17 protein-coding genes and 1 pseudogene are annotated in these 18873 nt (G+C 60.0%); 7 read left to right on the top strand and 11 right to left on the bottom strand.

Features of this window, described 5'->3' with window-relative positions:
* Window positions 1-97 precede the first annotated feature (97 nt).
* On the top strand, window positions 98-346 hold the full coding sequence (locus GX444_08700; protein ID NLH48670.1) for a hypothetical protein: 249 nt from the start codon (window positions 98-100) through the stop codon (window positions 344-346).
* Window positions 347-404: 58 nt separating this feature from the next.
* Here GX444_08700 and GX444_08705 read toward each other — a convergent pair whose 3' ends face one another.
* From GX444_08705 to GX444_08725, 5 genes are all read right to left on the bottom strand, one after another.
* A complete protein-coding gene (locus GX444_08705) occupies window positions 405-809 on the bottom strand; it encodes a hypothetical protein (GenBank protein NLH48671.1) in 405 nt (134 codons plus the stop codon).
* A 146-nt stretch (window positions 810-955) separates the two neighbouring features.
* A complete protein-coding gene (pyrE, locus tag GX444_08710; protein NLH48672.1) occupies window positions 956-1522 on the bottom strand; it encodes an orotate phosphoribosyltransferase in 567 nt (188 codons plus the stop codon).
* 58 nt (window positions 1523-1580) lie between these two features.
* The gene (locus GX444_08715) at window positions 1581-1955 is read right to left on the bottom strand and encodes an aspartate 1-decarboxylase (protein ID NLH48673.1); all 375 of its coding nucleotides are present in this window, start codon (window positions 1953-1955) and stop codon (window positions 1581-1583) included.
* A gap of 12 nt (window positions 1956-1967) precedes the next feature.
* On the bottom strand, window positions 1968-2834 hold the full coding sequence (locus tag GX444_08720; GenBank protein ID NLH48674.1) for a pantoate--beta-alanine ligase: 867 nt from the start codon (window positions 2832-2834) through the stop codon (window positions 1968-1970).
* A 126-nt stretch (window positions 2835-2960) separates the two neighbouring features.
* Window positions 2961-3602: a deoxynucleoside kinase gene (locus GX444_08725; protein ID NLH48675.1), complete on the bottom strand. Its 642-nt coding sequence runs from the start codon at window positions 3600-3602 to the stop codon at window positions 2961-2963.
* A 196-nt stretch (window positions 3603-3798) separates the two neighbouring features.
* Here GX444_08725 and GX444_08730 point away from each other — a divergent pair, with 196 nt between their 5' ends.
* The gene (locus tag GX444_08730) at window positions 3799-5064 is read left to right on the top strand and encodes a hypothetical protein (GenBank protein ID NLH48676.1); all 1266 of its coding nucleotides are present in this window, start codon (window positions 3799-3801) and stop codon (window positions 5062-5064) included.
* 74 nt (window positions 5065-5138) lie between these two features.
* Here GX444_08730 and hcp read toward each other — a convergent pair whose 3' ends face one another.
* The 4 genes from hcp to GX444_08750 form a co-directional block, all read right to left on the bottom strand.
* A complete protein-coding gene (gene hcp / locus GX444_08735; protein ID NLH48677.1) occupies window positions 5139-6785 on the bottom strand; it encodes a hydroxylamine reductase in 1647 nt (548 codons plus the stop codon).
* Between the two features lie 36 nt (window positions 6786-6821).
* Window positions 6822-7124 carry a nitrous oxide-stimulated promoter family protein gene (locus GX444_08740; protein ID NLH48678.1) on the bottom strand — a complete coding sequence of 101 codons (303 nt, stop codon included), beginning with the start codon at window positions 7122-7124 and terminating at the stop codon, window positions 6822-6824.
* Between the two features lie 163 nt (window positions 7125-7287).
* The gene (locus tag GX444_08745) at window positions 7288-8049 is read right to left on the bottom strand and encodes a 4Fe-4S binding protein (protein ID NLH48679.1); all 762 of its coding nucleotides are present in this window, start codon (window positions 8047-8049) and stop codon (window positions 7288-7290) included.
* A 2-nt stretch (window positions 8050-8051) separates the two neighbouring features.
* A complete protein-coding gene (locus tag GX444_08750; protein NLH48680.1) occupies window positions 8052-8477 on the bottom strand; it encodes an Rrf2 family transcriptional regulator in 426 nt (141 codons plus the stop codon).
* 410 nt (window positions 8478-8887) lie between these two features.
* Here GX444_08750 and GX444_08755 point away from each other — a divergent pair.
* Window positions 8888-8983: pseudogene (locus tag GX444_08755) on the top strand (DUF3027 domain-containing protein).
* A gap of 1613 nt (window positions 8984-10596) precedes the next feature.
* On the opposite strand, the gene GX444_08760 reads toward GX444_08755, so the two are convergent.
* A complete protein-coding gene (locus GX444_08760; protein NLH48681.1) occupies window positions 10597-13788 on the bottom strand; it encodes a pyruvate, phosphate dikinase in 3192 nt (1063 codons plus the stop codon).
* The gene (locus GX444_08765; GenBank protein NLH48682.1) at window positions 13785-15530 is read right to left on the bottom strand and encodes a hypothetical protein; all 1746 of its coding nucleotides are present in this window, start codon (window positions 15528-15530) and stop codon (window positions 13785-13787) included. Before GX444_08765 ends, GX444_08760 begins: the two co-directional genes overlap by 4 nt.
* 259 nt (window positions 15531-15789) lie before the next feature.
* Here GX444_08765 and GX444_08770 point away from each other — a divergent pair, with 259 nt between their 5' ends.
* Genes GX444_08770 through GX444_08785 form a run of 4 tightly spaced genes read left to right on the top strand, consistent with a single transcriptional unit; the run spans window position 15790 to window position 18815 of the window.
* The gene (locus GX444_08770; protein ID NLH48683.1) at window positions 15790-15942 is read left to right on the top strand and encodes a hypothetical protein; all 153 of its coding nucleotides are present in this window, start codon (window positions 15790-15792) and stop codon (window positions 15940-15942) included.
* A gap of 19 nt (window positions 15943-15961) precedes the next feature.
* A complete protein-coding gene (locus tag GX444_08775) occupies window positions 15962-16528 on the top strand; it encodes a hypothetical protein (protein ID NLH48684.1) in 567 nt (188 codons plus the stop codon).
* Between the two features lie 11 nt (window positions 16529-16539).
* The gene (locus GX444_08780; protein NLH48685.1) at window positions 16540-18306 is read left to right on the top strand and encodes an OmpA family protein; all 1767 of its coding nucleotides are present in this window, start codon (window positions 16540-16542) and stop codon (window positions 18304-18306) included.
* Complete coding sequence (locus tag GX444_08785; GenBank protein ID NLH48686.1) at window positions 18303-18815, top strand: GTP-binding protein; 513 nt, start codon at window positions 18303-18305, stop codon at window positions 18813-18815. Before GX444_08780 ends, GX444_08785 begins: the two co-directional genes overlap by 4 nt.
* Window positions 18816-18873: the final 58 nt, after the last annotated feature.

Consider the following 18873-nt stretch of genomic DNA (forward strand, 5'->3'; position numbering starts at 1 on the left):
AAGGAATCGTACCGAACGGTCGATAGAATTAATGGATATCACGAATTCGGATATTCGTGAGGCATCAACGGCGTCATTGGACAAGAGGAGGCCAACCATGGCTAATTGCGACTGCTTTGAATTCTGTCCTTTTCTTCAAGATCAAATGATCCGGAAACCGGCGATGGCCGAAGTTTACAAGCAGCGATATTGCTGCGGTAACAACAAAGAATGCGCCCGCCACATGGTTTTGCTGGCCAAGGGGCGCAATTTTATCCCCGCCGACTTGTTTCCGAACCAGGTTGATCGCGCCAAGCGGATCATCGCGGGGCGGCGGGATCTTTTGGCCAAACCGGCGACCGCATAAATAGGGATTGATTGTCGTGCAAAAGCGGGTCGCGTTCGGGGCGGCGGGCGCGTTGATGTCAGATGCGGATATCGATGTGCAATAAGCCGGCCCCGGCGTTTTCGGTGGCCCCCAACTGCTGATCGATCAATTCCTGCTGCGCTTTCTGCAGCGGCGTTTTTACCGGTGTGTCGCTCGAGGGATTCGTTCCCACCTCGGCGCTGATCGCGTATCGCTGGCCGTCGGAGCCCATCCGGTAACTGTAAGTCACTTTGTCCGGATTGCCGTTGGCGGCGATTTTCTGCGGCACATCGTGATGGCGAACCCGGTCGTCGACCGCTCTTAATACCGCCAGCTTTTTGGCCTCTTCCGCCTTGGACGGATCGGACGAGCCCGAGGCTTTCTCGCCGGTCGATCCGCCGGTCAATAGTTTCATCAGGGATTGCGCCAGCCCACCGGCTTTGGAAACGGAATTGATGGCCATTGTTTTCTCTCCTGTGACAAAAATATGGGTCTTGCTTTGGCGGGAGTCAAACGAGGCGAGGCTGGCCGAATCGGTCGATAACCAAAATTATCGAGTGATTACCAGATAATGCCGATCATTCTCAAAACGCTGACCTTGCCGGATAATCAGGCGGGACGTTCGCCGAGCGCGAACAATTCCTTCACGTTGACCAGGCTTTTCAGTGCGTAGCCGCGATCCGCCAGGGCTTCGCGGCCGCCTTCGTTGCGATCCACCACCGCCGCCACGCCGACGATTTTCACTTCGGGAATTTCCGCCAGGACCGCGTCGATGGTTTTAATGGTTGAACCGGCGGTGGTCACCACGTCGTCGACGATGAGCACGCGCATGCCGGGGCGGATGATCCCTTCGACGCGTTTCCCCGCGCCGTGCCCTTTGGCTTCCTTGCGCACGAGGATGCCGCAAACCGGCATTTTCGCGTCGTATGACCGGGCGACCGCGCCCATCACGACCGGCACCGCGCCCAGTTCCATGCCGGCGATGGCGTCGGCGCCGCCCAGTTCCTTGAGCAGTTCGATCAACAGGTCGCCGATCAGGGCCGAGCCCTCGTGGTGCGTCGAGGTGGTGCGCACATCGATGTAGTAGTTGCTGGTTTTGCCGCTGGTCAGCACGAAATGGCCGGTGCGAAAGGAGCGTTCGTGCAAGATTTCGATGAGCCGTTGCCGCTTGTCCATGAGTGCCTTTCCGGATTGAAGTTGAAATGCGCTTTCGAGTGTCGCGTTGGCCGGGCGTTTACGCCAGGCGCACGGTTTTGGCATCGGCCTTGATGCGGTTGCGTTCGTCGACAAACACGAGGTGCGGTTCCCACTGATGGGCTTCCTGCTCGTCCATCTCCACGTAGCTGGCGATGATCACCAGATCGCCCGGCGAAACCAGGCGGGCGGCCGCGCCGTTGACGCACACGACCCCGCTGCCGGCCTGGCCGCGCAGGGCGTAGGTGTCGAAGCGGGAGCCGTTGGTGATGTTCCAGATCGAGACCTTCTCGTTGGGGATGATGTCGGCGGCGCGAAGCAGCAGGTCGTCGATCGTAACGGAACCCTCGTAATGCAAGTCGGCTTGAGTCACCGTGGCGCGATGGATTTTCGACTTAAGCATGGTGCGGCGCATCGGTCTGTCTCCCTATTCCTTTCCTTCGGCTGCGAAGTGCAACACCCGATTGTCGATCAGGCGGGTTTTGCCGAAAAACACCGCCAGGGCGAGCAGGTGGTCGCCTTGGGGGTGTTCGGCGGCATCCGCCAGATCGGGCAGCCGGCGCAGTTCGATGTAATCGACCCGGGCCGGTGGCGTATTTTCGATCCTCGCGCGAACGGAGCGGAGCAGAGAATCGCGATTTGTTTCCGGGTTATTAACCCATTCCTCGGCTTGATTCAACGACTGGTGCAAAACGACGGCCCGGGCCCGCTCCTCTGGTGAGAGGTACTTGTTGCGGCTGCTCATCGCCAGTCCGTCGGGCTCGCGGAACGTGGGGCCGGGAACGATTTCCAGGTTCAGGTCGAGGTCGGCGACCAGCCGCCGAATGACCAGGAGCTGCTGGTAGTCCTTTTCGCCGAAGACCGCCAGGTGCGGCTGGACGATGTTGAACAGCTTGCAGCACACCGTCGCCACGCCCGCGAAGTGGTCGGGCCGGCTGACGCCGCACAGCGGGCCGGCCGTGCGCGGCACCCGGATCGTCGTTTCGAATCCGGCGGGGTACATTTCCGCCGGCGTCGGATGAAAGATGACGTCGACGCCGACGCTTTCGGCCAGCGCCGCGTCGCGCTCGAGGTCGCGCGGATAACGCGCGAAATCTTCGGTCGGGCCGAACTGCGTCGGGTTGACGAAGATGCTCATCACCGCGGTGTCGGCCGTTTCGAGGGCCAGGCGCACCAGCGACAGATGCCCCTCGTGCAGGTAACCCATCGTCGGCACGAAACCGATCGTCCGCCCCTCGCGGCGCCGCGCCAGCGACCAGGCCTTCATTTCGGCGATGCGTTCGATGATTTTCATGCCCGTCCGGTCCGGTTAAAACAAAAGCCCCGTCCATCCCGTGGGGGGATCGGAAGGGGCCCGATGGGTACAACAACTGTCCGCCGATTAAGCGGATATCGGCACTCGCTTCCGTCCCGGTCCGGCTCAGCCGGATCCAAGCGGGATAAACTGTTTCGTTCCGCGCCGGTGGGTCAGTACCTGTTCCACCAGCGCCTCGAAGTCATCCGGGTTGTGGACAAAGTCGATGTCCGTCGTGTTGACGACCAGGAGCGGGCTTTCGTCGTACGCAAAGAAGAATCTGCTGTACGCGGCGGTCAGCTCCTTCAAGTAGTCCACGGTAATCGGCCGCTCGTATTCGTGGTTGCGGTGTCGAACCCGCTCCATGAGGATGTGCGGCTCCGCGACCAGGTAAATCACCAGGTCGGGGCGGATCACTTCCGGTGCTAAAAGATCGTAAAGCTGCTCGTAAAGGCGCAGCTCGTCGTCCGACAGATTAAGATACGCGAAAATGCGGTCTTTGGCAAATAGGTAGTCGCTGACCGTGCTGCGGGCGAAAAGGTCTTGTTGTTGCAATTCGCGCAGTTGCCGGTAACGGCTGATCAGGAAGAACAACTGGGTTTGGAAGGCATACCGCCGGCGGTCGCGATAGAACTTGTCGAGGAACGGGTTCTCGGCGGGCTGCTCGTAGAGCGGGCGCGCGTTCAGCCGTTCGGCCAGCAGCCGCACCAGGCTCGTCTTGCCCACTCCGATCGGACCTTCCACCGCGATATGCCGCGGCGTGTCCAGCATCTCACCCATCGATTCCATCCCCGGAAAATTGACCATCTCATTGGAAAGGCGATGCAGAATAGCAAAAGATTTTTTGCCGGACAAGGGCGATTTCCGGCCTTTTTTCCGCCCGCGAGCGAATCCGCGACGAGCGAATCCGCGGTTTTTCCTCCCGGCAAAGTCGGCTATAATCGCGTTTCAGGAGGATCGCGGCATGAAAAAACTGTTGTGGGCCTGGATCGCGGTATTACTGCTGGCCGTTCCCGCCTGGGCGGGCTTCGACCTCGAGGTCGTCGATACCGGTGACACCGGCGTGATGACCGAGACGGCGCTGGATCCCGACGGCCGGCCCGCGATCTGTTATTACGACCAGTCGCTCGGCGCGCTGAAGGTGGCCGAATGGCGGCCGGCGGACTGGGAAATCACCGTCGTCGACCAATCCGGCGACATGGGCCAGTACTGCTCGATCTACGTCGACAGCGGCGGCGATCCGCACATCGCCTACCAGGACAATGTCGAGTGGGATTTGCGCTACGCCTACCGCGACGGCGGCGTCTGGGACACCGCGACCTTGGAAGCGTACGGGCCGATCGGCCTGGGCATCAGCATGATGCCCGACGCGAACGGACTGCCGCGCATTTCCTACCTGGACAACGGCGGCGAGGACCTGGTCTACATGTGGTTCACGGTCAGCGACTACGATTACTCGTACGTCGATACCGACCGCAAGGTCGGCGGCCACGCCACGAGCCTCGCGGTGCTGAGTTCCTCGCTTTCGTACATCGCCTATTTCGATGACGGCCCCGGCGATCTGCGCCTGGCCAAGGGCCACGGCGACAACTGGCAGACCTACCTGGTGGACGCCGGCGAGGCGGAGGAGGAAGTGGGCCTCGATCTGGCGCTGGCGGCGGATGTCGAAGGCGTTTTGCATCTGGCCTATTACGATTCCACCAATGGCCGGCTCAAGTACGCGACCGGCGACGAGAACGACATGGCGATCGAGGTGGTGGACGCGTCCGGCTGGTGCGGTTATCCGCTCGACCTGACGCTCGACATCGCCGGCCGTCCCCACGTCTGCTACTACGACGACGGCGGCAAGATGCTGCGCTACGCCTACCGCGCCGGAAACGACTGGCACCGCTTCCAAATCGATTCCGGCGACCAGGTGGGGCTGGATTGCTCGCTGGTGGTCGATGACGACGGCGTGGTGACCATCGCCTACCGCGACGGCGCGGCCGGCACGCTCAAGGTGGCGCGCGGCGACAGCTCGGGGATGCCCGAATTCGGCGACGACGATGACGACGACACCGCTGACGACGACACCGGCGGCGATGACGACAGCGCCGACGACGACAACGACGACAGCGCCGATGACGACAACGACGACTCCGGCGACGATGACGACAGCAGCCCGCCGGGCTTCAGCGGTGGTTCCGACGACAACGAGGATCCCGCCGACAGCGGCAGTTGCGGCTGCTGAGCGCCGGGGACTCTCCATCCATTTAAATATAAAAGGGCAGCCGACGGCCGGTTGCCCTTGAACGTTTGTGGGGATCAGTTCGCCCGCGTGGCGGCCAGATCGGCGGCCGCCGTCGTGGTCGGCATGATGTTGAATTTATCGACCAGCACCTGCAGCACCGCCGGGGTGACGAACGCCGGCAGGCTCGGGCCGAGCCGCATGTTGCGGATGCCCAGGTGCAGCAGCGTCAGCAGGATGCAGACCGCCTTCTGTTCGTACCACGAGAGAATGAAGGAAAGCGGCAGGCCGTTCACATCGGTGCCGAAAGCCTCCGCCAGCGCCACCGCGATCCGGATCGCCGAATAGGCGTCGTTGCATTGGCCGATGTCCAACAGGCGCGGCAGGCCGCCGATCGTGCCGAAATCGTGCTTGTTGAAGCGATACTTGCCGCAAGCCAGGGTGAGGATCAGCGAATCGGCCGGCACGGCCTGGGCGAAGTCGGTGTAGTAATTGCGGCCGCTCTTGGCGCCGTCGCAACCGCCGATCAGGTAGAAGTGCTTGATCGCGCCGCTCTTCACCGCCGCCACCACCTGGTCGGCGACGCCCAGCACCGCGTGATGGCCGAAGCCGACGAGGATCGTCTTTTCCGGTTCGTCGGTGAGGAAACCCGGCGCGGCCAGGGCGGCGTCGATCACCGGTTTGTAGTTGTGGCCCTCGATGTGCCGAACGCCGGGCCAGGCGACCAGACCGCTGGTGAAAATCCGGGATTCATAAGTGTCCCGCGGTTTCTGGATGCAATTGGTGGTCATCAGGATCGCGCCGGGGAAGGCCGCGAATTCCGCCTGCTGATCCTGCCAGGCGCCGCCGTAATTGCCGGCGAGGTGCGGGTACTTTTTCAGTTGCGGATAGCCGTGGGCCGGCAGCATCTCGCCGTGGGTGTAAACGTGGATCCCCGTGCCGGCGGTCTGCTTGAGCAGTTCCTCCAGGTCGCGCAGATCGTGGCCGCTGACCAGAATCGCTTTGCCCTTGACCGGCGTGATGCGGACCGGCGTCGGCGCCGGATGGCCGAAGGTGGTGGTGTGGGCCTTGTCGAGCAGTTCCATCGTCCACAGATTCACCTCGCCGCACCGCAGGTTGTAGCCGAGCAATTCCTCAACGGTCGGCCGCGGATTGGTCAACGCCGCCAGCGCTTCGTGGAAAAACGCGAAGATGCGGTCGTCGGTCAGGCCGAGAATCGCGGCGTGGTGCGCATAGGCGGCCGTGCCCTTGAGGCCGTAGGTCAATAATTCCTGCAGGCCCGCGAGATCGGCGCCGAAATCCGCCTGCCGGCCGACGATGCCGACAGCGACGCCCTGGCCGATCATGCCCTCGCGATCGGCGGCGAGTTGATAAACCGCCGGACCGGTCAGCGCTTCCGCGGGTTTTCCCGCCGCGCGGCAGGCCGCCTCGTAGTCCTCGCGCGCCTGTTGCCGGACGGCCACGGCTTCTTTAAGCAGCACCTCGAGCCGGGCGGGATCGAAATTCACGTTGGTCACCGTGGTAAACAGGGCGTCGAGAAGGAAGGAATCGACCGCCGGATTTTTCCGGCCCAGTTGCCGGGCGCGATGCGCGTACTGGGCGACGCCCTTGGTCAGGTGGACCAGCAAATCCTGCAGGGCGGCGGTTTGCGGATCCTTGCCGCAGACGCCGCTCACCGTGCACCCGGATCCCTTGGCGGTTTGTTCGCATTGATAACAGAACATGTTCGACATTTCGTTTTCCCCTTATTGTTTAATGGTTCAGAAAAAATATCGGGCCAGCCAGTCCAGCCGGCCATGCTTGATGAGCTGCATCCCCGAGAATCGCATGACCTCCCGCATCTTTTTCCGCTCGGCCGCGCGGTAACAATGGACCGGGCATTTCTTGCAGGACGGTTTCGGATCCAGCGGGCAGGCTTCCAGCCGCCGCAAGGCGTAAGCGAGCAAGTCCGCGCAATCGCGGCACAGTTCATTTTTCGCGCCGCCGTGCTTGGCGCGGCAGTAGATACCGACGAACCGACGCAAAATCCGCTGGTCCTTTTCGACGGTTTTCGCGGCCCGCATTCCCGGCTCCTAACAGGCGGTTGAAAGAGGCCTTCCTGGCCTTTTTCAACCTCGCTCAACAAAAAGCGTGGTTTTTCTTTCGCTTCATTTTCGGCAACTTCGGAAGTTACCGAAAATGGCGATCCATCCATGGAGCGCACGCCGGGTGTTTTGCAACACCCTGCTAAGCCGTGCTTTTTTGCGAAACCGCCGGGCGCGGCGGTACGGTTTCGCGTTGCCGGATCAGGCCGTCGATGCTGACGGTGTGGATCTCCACCGGCAGAGCGACGCCGGCGGCGTCGCGGGCGTTCAGGGCCGCGTAAGCCAAACCGCCGCAGCAGGGCACTTCCATGCGCAGGACGGTCAGACTGTGCGGTCTGGCCAGGCTCAGAATCGCGGTCAGTTTTTCCTGGTAGTGCGCCAGGTCGTCCAGCTTCGGGCAGCCGACGAGCACCGCGCGGCCGTTCAGGTAGCGCTGGTGAAAACCGGCCAGGGCGAACGGCACGCAATCGGCGCAAAGCAACAGGTCGGCCTGCTGCAAAAACGGTGCGGTGGGCGGAACCAGCCTGAGCTGCACCGGCCAATGCCCCAGCGCTGAAGGGCCGGTGGCCGTGAAGTCCGGGCCGGGCGCCGAGGCGGGTGACAGTCGGCGAATCGCCGATCCGGGGCAGCCGCCGAAATGGGCGGGCGCCGCCGGTTGAGGGGCGGGAGCGGCCAGATGTTCGGCGACGGCTTCCTCGTCGAAGGGATCGGCATCCACTTCCTCGATCGTCAGGGCGCCGGTCGGGCAGTGCCCCAGGCAGGCGCCGAGACCGTCGCAGAAGATATCGCGAACCAGCCTGGCCTTGCCGTCGATGACGGCGATGGCGCCTTCTTGGCAGGCGGTGACGCAGTCGCCGCAGCCGGTGCACTTTTCTTCGTCGATGCGAATGAGCGGTCGTTTGATTTTCATTTTTTTTCTCCGAAAATTCGGGTCAGACTGGTCAACCGGGTGTCGGCGAAGTGGTTTTTCACCATTTGATGAACCGAAACGTTGAGCCCGCCCAGGAAGCATCGGTCGCCGCCGCACAGCGGCACCGAACCGAGGAGGCAGGAACGCGGCTCGAGGGGGCCGTCGACCGCCTCGTAGATTTCCAGCAGATTGATTTCGCGGTCGCTTTTATTGAGTTGAAAGCCGCCGGCCGGGCCGCGGGTCGAACGAATCAGGCCCGCGTGAACCAGCCGCTGCATGACCTTGGCCAGGTGGTGCTCCGAGGCCTTAAGCGCGCCGGCGATGGTTTGCGTGGTGATCTTTTCCTCCGGAAAAGCCGCCAGGTAAACCATGGCGTGCAGCGCCAGCGAAGCGGCTTCGGAAACGCGAAAAATGTCCGGCATCGGGTTTCTCCTCTTGGTCTTTAGCGCAATCTGGTACTTGAATACCATAATAGACAAAGGCCGTCAACATTTTTTTTAATTTTTTTTTCGGGGGTAAACTAAGATTCCAAGAAAATTGTCAATCGACGTGGCAAAGGAATCTTACCGAATACGCAGGTTGTTCAACTGCGGATCGAAGAACTCGAATTCTGGGTATAACATCGCGGGAATTATTCTTGAGAAAAATGAAATGGCATTGTGGTTATCGTCCTTCGCGGAGATGAACTTGCCTTCATCGGTGCAGGATGTATATGTTTGTCAATGATCCTAGCCGGAGAATACGAGTGAAAACACGCTGGCGGATATGGCTTTTGACAACCCTTGTTTGTGTCGGTCTGATCTTGGTCGCCTGCGACGACCCCAATGATGACGATTCCGATGCGGATGATGATATATCCGACGATGATGCATCCGATGATGATGCATCTGACGACGACCAGAGCGACGACGATGTAAGTGATGATGATACGCCGCCGCCCAGCATCTATGATGAACTGAATCCGACCGGATCTGTCTTGGGAGAGACATTCGGCCTTGCATCGCAGATGAGTGGCAGCCCCGAAGAACCTTGGAAGCGGGAGTTCGAGGCGATGACTCTTCAGCAGATGGAAATTCATCGTATACGCGTCGGATTTTCCTGGGAAGAGGTCGAACCCGCCGACGATCAATGGGACTGGTCGCGCACGGACATCCTTCACCAAATAGGTCTTGATTACGACTTGTTGTGGGACGCGCGCCTTGCCTACACGGTGGCCTGGAACGCGCCGGGAGGCTCGCCCTCGGAAATTGATCCCGACGATTTCGCTGATTATTCGGCGCATGTTGCCGCTCGGTACTGTTCGGACATCAAACGATATGAGATCTGGAACGAACCGAATTTGTACCATTTTTGGGAGCCGGAGCCGGATCCGGCTCATTACGGCCTGCTGCTCAAGGCGGCGTACGAAGCGATTAAAAGCGAGTGCCCTGATGCAGAGGTGTTGTTTGGCGGCCTGTCCAGCAACAATTTCTCTCAGGAATTCTATTTCAATATCTATCCCTTTTTCGACCGCGTTGTCGCCGCCCACCCAGATATCTGTAACTATTTCGATTTGATGCCGATTCATCCATACACGATCCTGCAAATGATGCGCCCCGAGGCGGCAATGGATTTCCTAGGCCGCTTTGCTCCGGATATTCCCGGGCAGGTGGATGATATCCGTGCCCGCCTGACCAAGGCAGGATGCGGCGATAAACCCATCCTGTTCACCGAGTTCGGATATCCTTCCACGTATATCGGCGATCCGATTCAGGCCGCTTATCTGATCCGTACGATCCTGCTCGGCATGACAAGGGAATTAGCCGGCTATTATCTCTATACATTTTGGGACAAGATTGGCCGCCAGCCACCGACCGAGAACGACTTCGGTCTTTTTGAATACCCGACGACACCAAACGATGAAGACCATGTGCCGAAAGCTTCCTTCTTTGCGTACCGGACGCTGGTTCAAAACCTGAGTTCCACCCGTTTTGCCGGCGATCTGTCGAGCGCCTTGTCGTTGCCAAAAAACGTTTATGTCCTGGCATTCGAGGATGTGGCTACGGAACGCCTTATGGTTGCCGCTTGGGATGGGCGGGCCAAACCCAACAGTACTTTTAAACTTTCCCTGCCGGTGCCGTTTGGGGCGACAACGGCCCGGCTGGTGAAAATGGATGGTGAAACCATCGATGAGAGCCTGACCGATCCCCTCTCTCTCTTGTTAACCTACGAGGTCCAGTATGTCGAATTCGGATTCGCCTCTCCGTTGCGATTCTCCGCCAAAGAAACAAAGCAGATAGACGAAGGTAACAATTAGAAGCGCCGGAACCATAACCGTCAGTCCCAATACTTGGTCAAGGAACTATCGGGGTAGAGCGACATTTCGATGACGAAGATTCATTCGCACGCGAGACAGGATGCGCTTGTCTGGTTGCAGTGCGCAAGTATCAGGGGTCGTTGCGAGTCAAGTAGCAGAGACTCCTGCCGATTGTTGGCGGAAGCGGCTGGAAATCGAAAAAACGACCTTTTTCGGCCGCTCGTTATTGGAGCCTTAAACGCCGGCTACTCTTTCCGCGTCAGCAACGGCAAGGGTTTGACCGCATCGCTGCGCGGATTGATTTTCAGCGCGAGGGTTTGTTCGTTGCGGATGTCCTCGTCGGTGATGAAATACAGGTCGAGCAAGCGGTCCGTCTGATAGCCGGTGCGCAGGTAGTTGATTTCGCCCAGGCAGAGGCTCCAGCCTTCGAGCCAGGCTTTGAGCGCTTTCATCTGTTGTTCGTTGGCGTCGACGTGCAACAAGAGATCGATATCGCTGTCGGGCCGGGCGGTCGCGGTTTTGGTGCTGCCGAAAACGTAGATCGCCTTGACGCCGAAATGCGCGCCGTCGAGGGTCGCGGCGATTTTCTCGGCCATGCGCAGCCGCCACATCCAGTATTGTTCACGACCGCCTTCTTCGCGGTCCTCGCTGGGCTCGGGCAGCACATATTCGGAACTTCCCGAAAGAGTGCCCAGCATGCCGATGGCCTTGCCTTCCTCGCCGCTCATCAATAGCTGCATGGTCTGTCCGCCGGCGCTGTGCGGCACGTCGATGACGTGTAAAACGTGCGCCAACTGGGTGTACTCGGGCAGCATTTCGGCCAGGCGGTTGGGGCCGCCGAGCAGGAACTTGCGGTTGAAGACGACCGTCGGATCGTCGGGATAGAGCGGCAGATAGCTGATCGAGGCTTCCACCAGATCCTGGAAAAAGTGGGTGCCAAACGACAGATCGGGGAGGTAGTCGCCTTTCTTAAAGGCGATCTCGATCAGCGCGGCGGTGTTGTTGATGTCGGAATAGCCGACGCTGACGCCCAGCTTGACGTCGCCGCGGCTGCCCCAGCGGCCGGGGCCCATCAGAATGAACCGGCGCTTGGACAGCAGGGTGTTGAGCTTGCCGACCGCGCGGCCCACGGCCTTCATTTCCTCGATGTTGTGCAACGCTTCGTAAGCCTCGGGGTCGACGTAGACAATGTGGGTGATGTCGGGGATGAACCCGTCGGAGATGTATTTGTCGGCGGTGAAGACCAGTCGCTCGGCCGCGATGTTGTGGGGCAGGGTCACTTTCAGGCGGTGCTTGAGGCTGCTCTGAGCCCGGCATTGCAGCAGGTAATAATCTTGGCCGTCCGCGGCGAACTCGATATCCACCGGGGAGCCGAGTTCGTGCGCCAACAGGTCCATCAGGATCTTCAGTTCGGCGATGAACGAGGTGCGTGTGACCAGGCCGTCGAAGGTCGCCACCAGTTGGGCGCCCTCGAAGTCGATCAGGCCCGTCGCGGGTTGCAACAGACCGTTTTTCAATTCCGAGAAAATCTGCTTGGCGCGGGGATATTCGCCGCCGTGGGCGTGCAGCAACTCGGCCAGCGGCACGGTTTCGATCGAGCGCGTCGCGAGATTGATCGCGTCGACGAAGCGCGGTGCGTACTGCATCGTCTCTTCGATCGAGGCATTGACCCGCAAGCCCGGCTGACCCGGCGCGATGAGTACCGGATAGTCGTTGCTCACCCGGTCCACGGCCCGCGTGCCGAGCCCCGGCACCAGCCGTGCCAGGCCGTCGTCGCGGCGGATGCGCGGCGACCAGCGAAACTCGTTGTGGCTGAAAGCGACGCCGGCGAAGGCCGGGCACAGGTAGGGGCCGACGCGGTCGCCGACGACCTCCTGAATGACGATGCCCATTTCCTCGGGAAAATCGAGCAGGCCGCGCTCGGCCCGGTACTCGATCGGGTCCGGCCCGAACGTCGAGGCGTAGACCTCGGCGATGGCGTCGAGCAGCGATTGCAACCGCTCCTGCTTGGTACCCTGGTTGGCGATGAACAGGCTCTTGTATTTGCCGGAAAACGCCGCGCCCTGGCTGTCCTCGAGCAGCGAACTGCTGCGGACGATCAGCGGCCGGTCACCCAGGTCGTCCAGGGCCATCGCCAGGCCCTTGATCATCTCCGGCGAGAAGGACGAATTCTTGAAAAGCTGGATGAGGTTGGGATACTCCAGCCGGATCTGGTCGATCTCGTGGTACTTGTACTCGAGCAGATCCTCCAGGTGGTTGTGGTGCAGGAAGTCGAAGATGCCGTCGGAGGGGATGTACCAGGTGCGCGGCACCTTCATCTGGCGCAGCGCCTGCAGCCGGTCGCCGTTTTTGCGGATGATTTCCCTGGCGACCGACATGCCCGCCGCCTTGCCGCCCAGCTTGCCGTTGCTCTGCGGCGGGTAAATGAACCGCTGGGTCAGGTCGTACAGCGTGTCGAGCGTGATGTGCTTTTTGGCGATGTTGATGAATTCGAGGCGGCGGCTGAATAACCGGCGGATCAGGCTGACGTGGACCGCGTCGATCGTGGCGCGCGACAGGTCGCTTTCCTGAAAGCCCGATTCGCGGAAGCGGACGATGGCCTCGGCGATGTCCGACAGCTTCGAGGTGTTGTCCTCGAGCACGTCGAGCAGGAAGCTGACCTTGTTTTCTTTGATCCACTTCTGGAAGTAGGCGAAGATCATGTCGTCGCTGAGGCGGCGCGCGGCGATGACGAAAATCTGTTCGGCGAGTTGCAGGTTGATTTCGACCGGCTGGATGCGGATCGGCCGGTTGACGCCGTCGTGCTGGGTTTCTCCCCGGGTCTCGGTGAAATTCCAGCCCAATTTGCCCAGCAGTTGGCGCGCTTCCTCGACGCCGATGTAGCACAGGTAGTTGAGCATGCGGCGTGAGATTTTCAGCAGCAGGTCGCGATCGGTCAGCTTGAGCATGTCGTACACGACCTGCCAGTTGTGGCGCTCGATCTCCTTGTCCTTCTGATCGGTCCGCATGTCCCGGAAGAGGGATTCGAGCTGCTTGTGCAGGATGGTCTGACCGAGCCGTTGCGCCACGGTGTCGATCAGCCGTTTTTCCTCGCGCAGAAACGGTCCGTCGTCCAACGCCGGCATTTCGCGCGGATAGCCGACCTCGATCCAGCCGAGCCGGTCGTTCTGCACGATCAGGTCGGCGGTCAGTTTCCATGGCGAATCCTGGAAGCCCGGGGTTTGAAAAACCTGATTTTCAACCACGATGCGCGCCTGGGCGGCTTCGGCGTAGAACATGCCGGCGGCCAGCGACGGCACGATTTTCTCGCTCATCTGCGCCAGCGACTGGTCCGTCTGCCGCAGCACCTCCTCGACTTCGTAAAGGCAGCTCAGTTCCTTGGCGCGTTCCTGCAGGGAGGAGACCAGTTCGTCGAACGGCTTGTCGGTATCGCTCATTTTAGAATGACTCCCCGGCTGCGCCGGCCGTCCACCTTGACGCAAAGCGGAGCGTTCAGGGCGACGCAGCGGACGAACGATTTTTCCTTCCAGGTCGGTTGCGCGGCGAGCCACGACCAATCGATCCGTTTCTCGGGATCGCGCACCGAAAAATAGCTTACCTGGAAAGCGTTGATGTTGTGAAAGAAATGCGAACCCTGGCTGAGGTCGACGTTCATGTCCTCGAGCATCGCCTCGACGATCGTCCGGGCGCCGCCGATCTGGCCCCAGGTCACCGGAATGCCCAGCCATGGGTCCGACGAACCCCAACGCCCGAAGCCGATCAGCAAATACGGCTGCCCCGCCTCGACCAGCGCGCGGTTGATCGTCGCCAGTTCGGCGGCCACCTTGGTCGACAGCGCGAGGGAGAAGGTGTCGGGTTTGACGTAGACGATGTGGCGGAGGTCTTCGTGGATGCCGTTGCCCAGGACGCTGGCCGAGGACAGCAGCACCCGGTCGCCGCTCATTTCGGCGTCGTCGATCTCAACCGCCTCGCGCGAAACGACCATCGGCCGCACCTGCAAGAAACCGAAACGGATCGGCCCGTTTTTCGGCAGGGTTGCGGCGAATTCGATTTCGACGTCAGCGCTCAGGCTTTCCTTGGCGATTGCCAATAGTTCACTGATCACTTCGTTGAGCGGCAGCACACGCCCGACGAGCAGCGGCGCGAAGGTGATGGCCCGCGGCCCGGCCCCGGCGGTGCCCATTTCGAGCCGGTCGTTGGCGCCGTCGTAGGTTGACGCCACGAGGCGCAGGTTGTCGTCGTATTCCGCGTCGGCCAGCGCGGCGGCGCTCAGGTATTCGGTTTCCTTGATCGGGTCGTGCGCGGGCGGCCGGCCCATGTTGACCGCCCAGAAGGTTTTTTGCGTTTCGTCGAGCAATTGGCGCAGTGAGTTGTACGGCGGGTTGGACCGCGGCAAGCGCGGCGAATATGTCCACGAGGTGCCGCCGTCGACGATGGTTTTGCCCAGGCCGAGCGCCAGATTGACCACGCCGTCCTCGGGTTTGGCGCCGCCGAACGCGTAATAGGTGTAGGATCGCCCGACGCCGGAGATCACCGGATAAAAGCGCTCGCCGAACCGTTCGCCGATCACTTCCTGGATGATGACGGCCATTTTTTCCTGGTGCGGCTCGATGCCCGTGGCCCGCATGTATTCGCGCGCCGTCTGAAAAAACGTCGAAGCGTAGACGAACTTGACGGCCTCGATCAGCTTTTGGAAGCGGACGTTCGGGTCCGGCTGGTTGTTGGGGATCATCTTGGTTTCATAAATGCCCGCGAACGGGCGGGCGAGGGCGTCCTCCAACAGGCTCGACGAACGGACGGCGAGGGGCGTCCGGGTCTGGCTGACCAGCGACCACAGGTCGCCGACCAGCATCGGTGAAAGTTCCGCCCGCTGAAATTCGTGGGCGATGCGTTCGTCGGAATGCTCTTCTTCCAGGAAGTCGTAAAGCCGGTTCTCCTCCATGAACAGGTCGAAATACTGGGTGGTGATCACCGTCAGCTTGGGAATGCCCACGACGATGGGAGCGAAGCGCTCGGCCGGCAGTTTTTCCGCCAGAATGCGCTTGATGAACGCCAGACCGTGCGCCTTGCCGCCGATTTCGCCCTCGCCGATGACGGAAAAATCGTGATCCGCCGCTAGAAATCGCCGGTCAAAGGGCAAAAATTCCGTCATCGTGGCCGCGCGCGGCGCGTCGCTCATTTGCCATTCACTCCCTTTTGGGATCCTGCCGACTGTCGTTCACCTTAGCATCCGTCTGCCGGCGTTGTCCACCAAAGCGAAATCCGCGAACCGGGCGATGGCGAACCCGGCAAGATGATTATTCAGTGCAAATAATGCTTTCGGGTCGGTGCACGGTTCGTATGTTCAAAGTTCCGGAATTGGCGTGCTCGTCCCTGCCGCTTTTCGATCTTGCTATTTGGCCCTAAATGCAGGATAATACTAACTATGGATTAATTAGATGATTTGCATGCTTCTTGTGGGGTCGGGCGCGAATCCGAAAAGATTGAATCGTTATTTTGTCCAATGGGGGGATAATGAAAAAAAGCAATACGCCCAGGGCAATGAAAAAAATACGGAAACCCGTTGCGATAAAAAAGCCTTTCCAGAATGAAGAAGGGAGAAAAAAGAAAATGGAAAAAGGGAAAATGGATGCCGCCAAAGCGCCAGTTTCATCCCAACCGGCCACCGGAAACATTGATCAGATTCGCGATATTCTTTTCGGCAACCAGGTTCGCGAATACGACAAACGATTCGCGGAAATGGAAGAACGGTTCTCAAAACGATTGTTGGACCTGCGGACCGAAACCACCAAGCATTTCGAGTCGATCGAAAATTATTTCAAGGGCCAGTTCGACAGCATGGCTGATCAATTGAAAGAAGAAAAGGACGAACGGACCGGCGACCACAAACAGTTGGAAAGGGATCTGAAGGAGACCGCCGCGTCGTTCGAGAAAAAATTATCGAAATTGACTGAACAAACCGCCAAGTATGAAAAGGAATTGCGCCAACAATTGCTCGAGCAATCCAAAACCTTGCGCGAGGAAATCCGGCAAAGCATCGAGGATCTTTCAACCGCCGTCACGCGTCAGTTGGACGATCTGCGTGGCGCGAAAACCGATCGCGCCGCCTTGGCCGCCTTGTTCATGGATGTCGCCATGCAACTGAACAGCGAAATCGCGCCCAATTTCGATAAATAGTCATTCGCACGATGAGCGATGAATCTCGGCCAGTCGTAACGACCGCGGAAAGGGAGGCGATTCCCACGTCCGGCGGCGATGAACTGCAAAAATTGCGGCACTTGCTGCTGGGCAAGGAGCAATCCCAGATCGGCCGGCTGGAGGAGGAAGTCGACAAGTGCCGCCCCACGGCTGAGAATCTCGCTTCGGTTCTTCCCAAGGCTATTGACCGGGCTACCGCTCTCGACGATCAGCGGCTCACCGACTCGCTTGCGCCGACGGTCGAGAAAGCCATTCAGATTTCAGTGAAAAAGGACGCCACGCCGCTGGTCAACGCGTTGTTTCCGGTAATGGGTCCGGCAATCCGTAAGGCGATCGCCGAAACCTTCAGCGGAATGATCCAATCGTTGAACCTGGCGCTGGAAAAAAGCTTTTCCGTCCAGGGGTTGAAATGGCGGCTCGAAGCCTGGCGAACCGGCAAGCCTTTCGGGGAAGTGGTTTTGCTGCACGGCCTGGTGTTTCGGGTGGAGCGGATCTTCTTGATCCACCAGAAAACCGGCGTGCTTTTGTGGCATGCCGCCGACGATGCCGCGCAGTCGCAGGACGGCGACATGGTTTCGGGCATGCTGACGGCGATTCAGGATTTCGTGCACGATTCGTTCGCCGTGCGGCAAGGCGATAAACTGGAAACCATCCAGGTCGGCGAACTGAAAGTATGGATCGTGCAGGGGCCGGCCGCCTTTCTCGCGGCGGTGATTCGCGGCGACGCGCCGGAATCGTATCACGAGGTCCTGCACGAAATTCTCGAACAGGTCCACCGCGAGCGCGGGCGGGAATTGGCGGAATTCACCGGCGATACGGAGCCTTTCGCGGCGATCGAGCCCGAATTGCGGCGCGGATTGCGCGCCCAATACAAGGAAAAGGAGCACTCGCTCCGGCGGGCGTATCTGGCGCTGGGCGCCGTTCTGGTCGCGCTGCTGTTGTGGACGGGTTTTCTGACGCGGGACAATCTGCGGTGGGCGGATTACCTGGCTCGCTTGGGTTCCGAACCGGGTCTGGTCGTGGTCGAGAGCGGCCACCGTTTCGGCCGCTATTGGGTCAATGGGTTGCGCGATCCGCTGGCCGCCGATCCGGCTTTTTTGCTGTCCACCGTCAAACTGAATCCGAAAAAAGTGTCCAGTCGGTGGCAGCCCTTTCAATCCCTGGACGATAAATTGCTGTTGAACAGGGCCCGGGCCGTCCTGCTGCCGCCGGAAAAAGTATCCCTCCGGCTCGAAAACGGGACGTTGTTCCTTTCCGGCGTCGCGCCACATTCATGGATCGTCGCCGCCCGGGAACGAGCGCGGGGAATAGCTGGGATTGTCGCCCTGGATACGAAAACCTTGTTGGACGAGGATGGGGATCGCCTCCAGGCGCTCAAGGCGCGCGTTGAAAAAGCGGAGCTATGGTTCCAGGTGAATTCCACCCAATTGCTGCCCGACCAAATCGACAAGTTGGATTCTCTGGCCGCCGATATTCGCGAAATCGACGCGACCGCGACGCGCACGGGCCAAACCGCGCGTTTTCGGTTGATCGGCCGAGCCGACAGCCGCGGCACCGAGGCGGTCAATGCGCAGCTCAGCCAACGGCGGGCGGAGGCCGTCGGGCGAATTTTGTTTTCAAAAGGTCTGCGAACTGATATCTTTTCCGTGGATGGGTTGGGCGCGAATAAACCATTGGAATCGGAAGACACCGAGAACGGACGGGTTCGCAATCGCTCGGTGGTGGTGGAAGTCGTGATAACCGGCATCGTCCCATAAAGGCCGCGGCGATGATCAAAAAGAAAATCTGCCTCCTGGGCGCGTTTGCCGTCGGTAAAACCAGCCTGATCGAACGGTACGTTCAAAGCGTCTTTTCCGACAAATATCACGCGACGGTCGGCGTGAAAGTCGATAAAAAAGAGATCCGGGTCGCCGATCAGGAGGTGACTCTGTTGATTTGGGATGTCCAGGGAGAGGACGAGATCCAGAAAATCAATGCGAATTATCTGCGCGGATCCGCCGGATTTTTTCTGGTGGTGGACGGTACCCGGCGGGAGACGGTCGAGGTGGCGCTGGAAATCGCCCAACGGACGGTTGACGCGGTGGGCGAAATCCCGCTGGTGGTGCTGCTGAACAAGACCGATTTGGAAGACGAATGGGAATTGGGGGCGGATGAGATGGAAAAGTTGTCCGCGCGCGGCTGGCTGATCGCGAGGACCAGCGCCAAATCCGGTCTGGGCGTGGAAGAAGCGTTTCAACACCTGGTCGTGAAAATTCTATCATCCTGACACGCGGAGCGTAAAAATTTCCAACTTCAACGGTCATAACCTGACGGATTTGCCGGGC

The organism is Myxococcales bacterium, assembly GCA_012517325.1.
GTDB lineage: Bacteria > Lernaellota > Lernaellaia > Lernaellales > Lernaellaceae > JAAYVF01.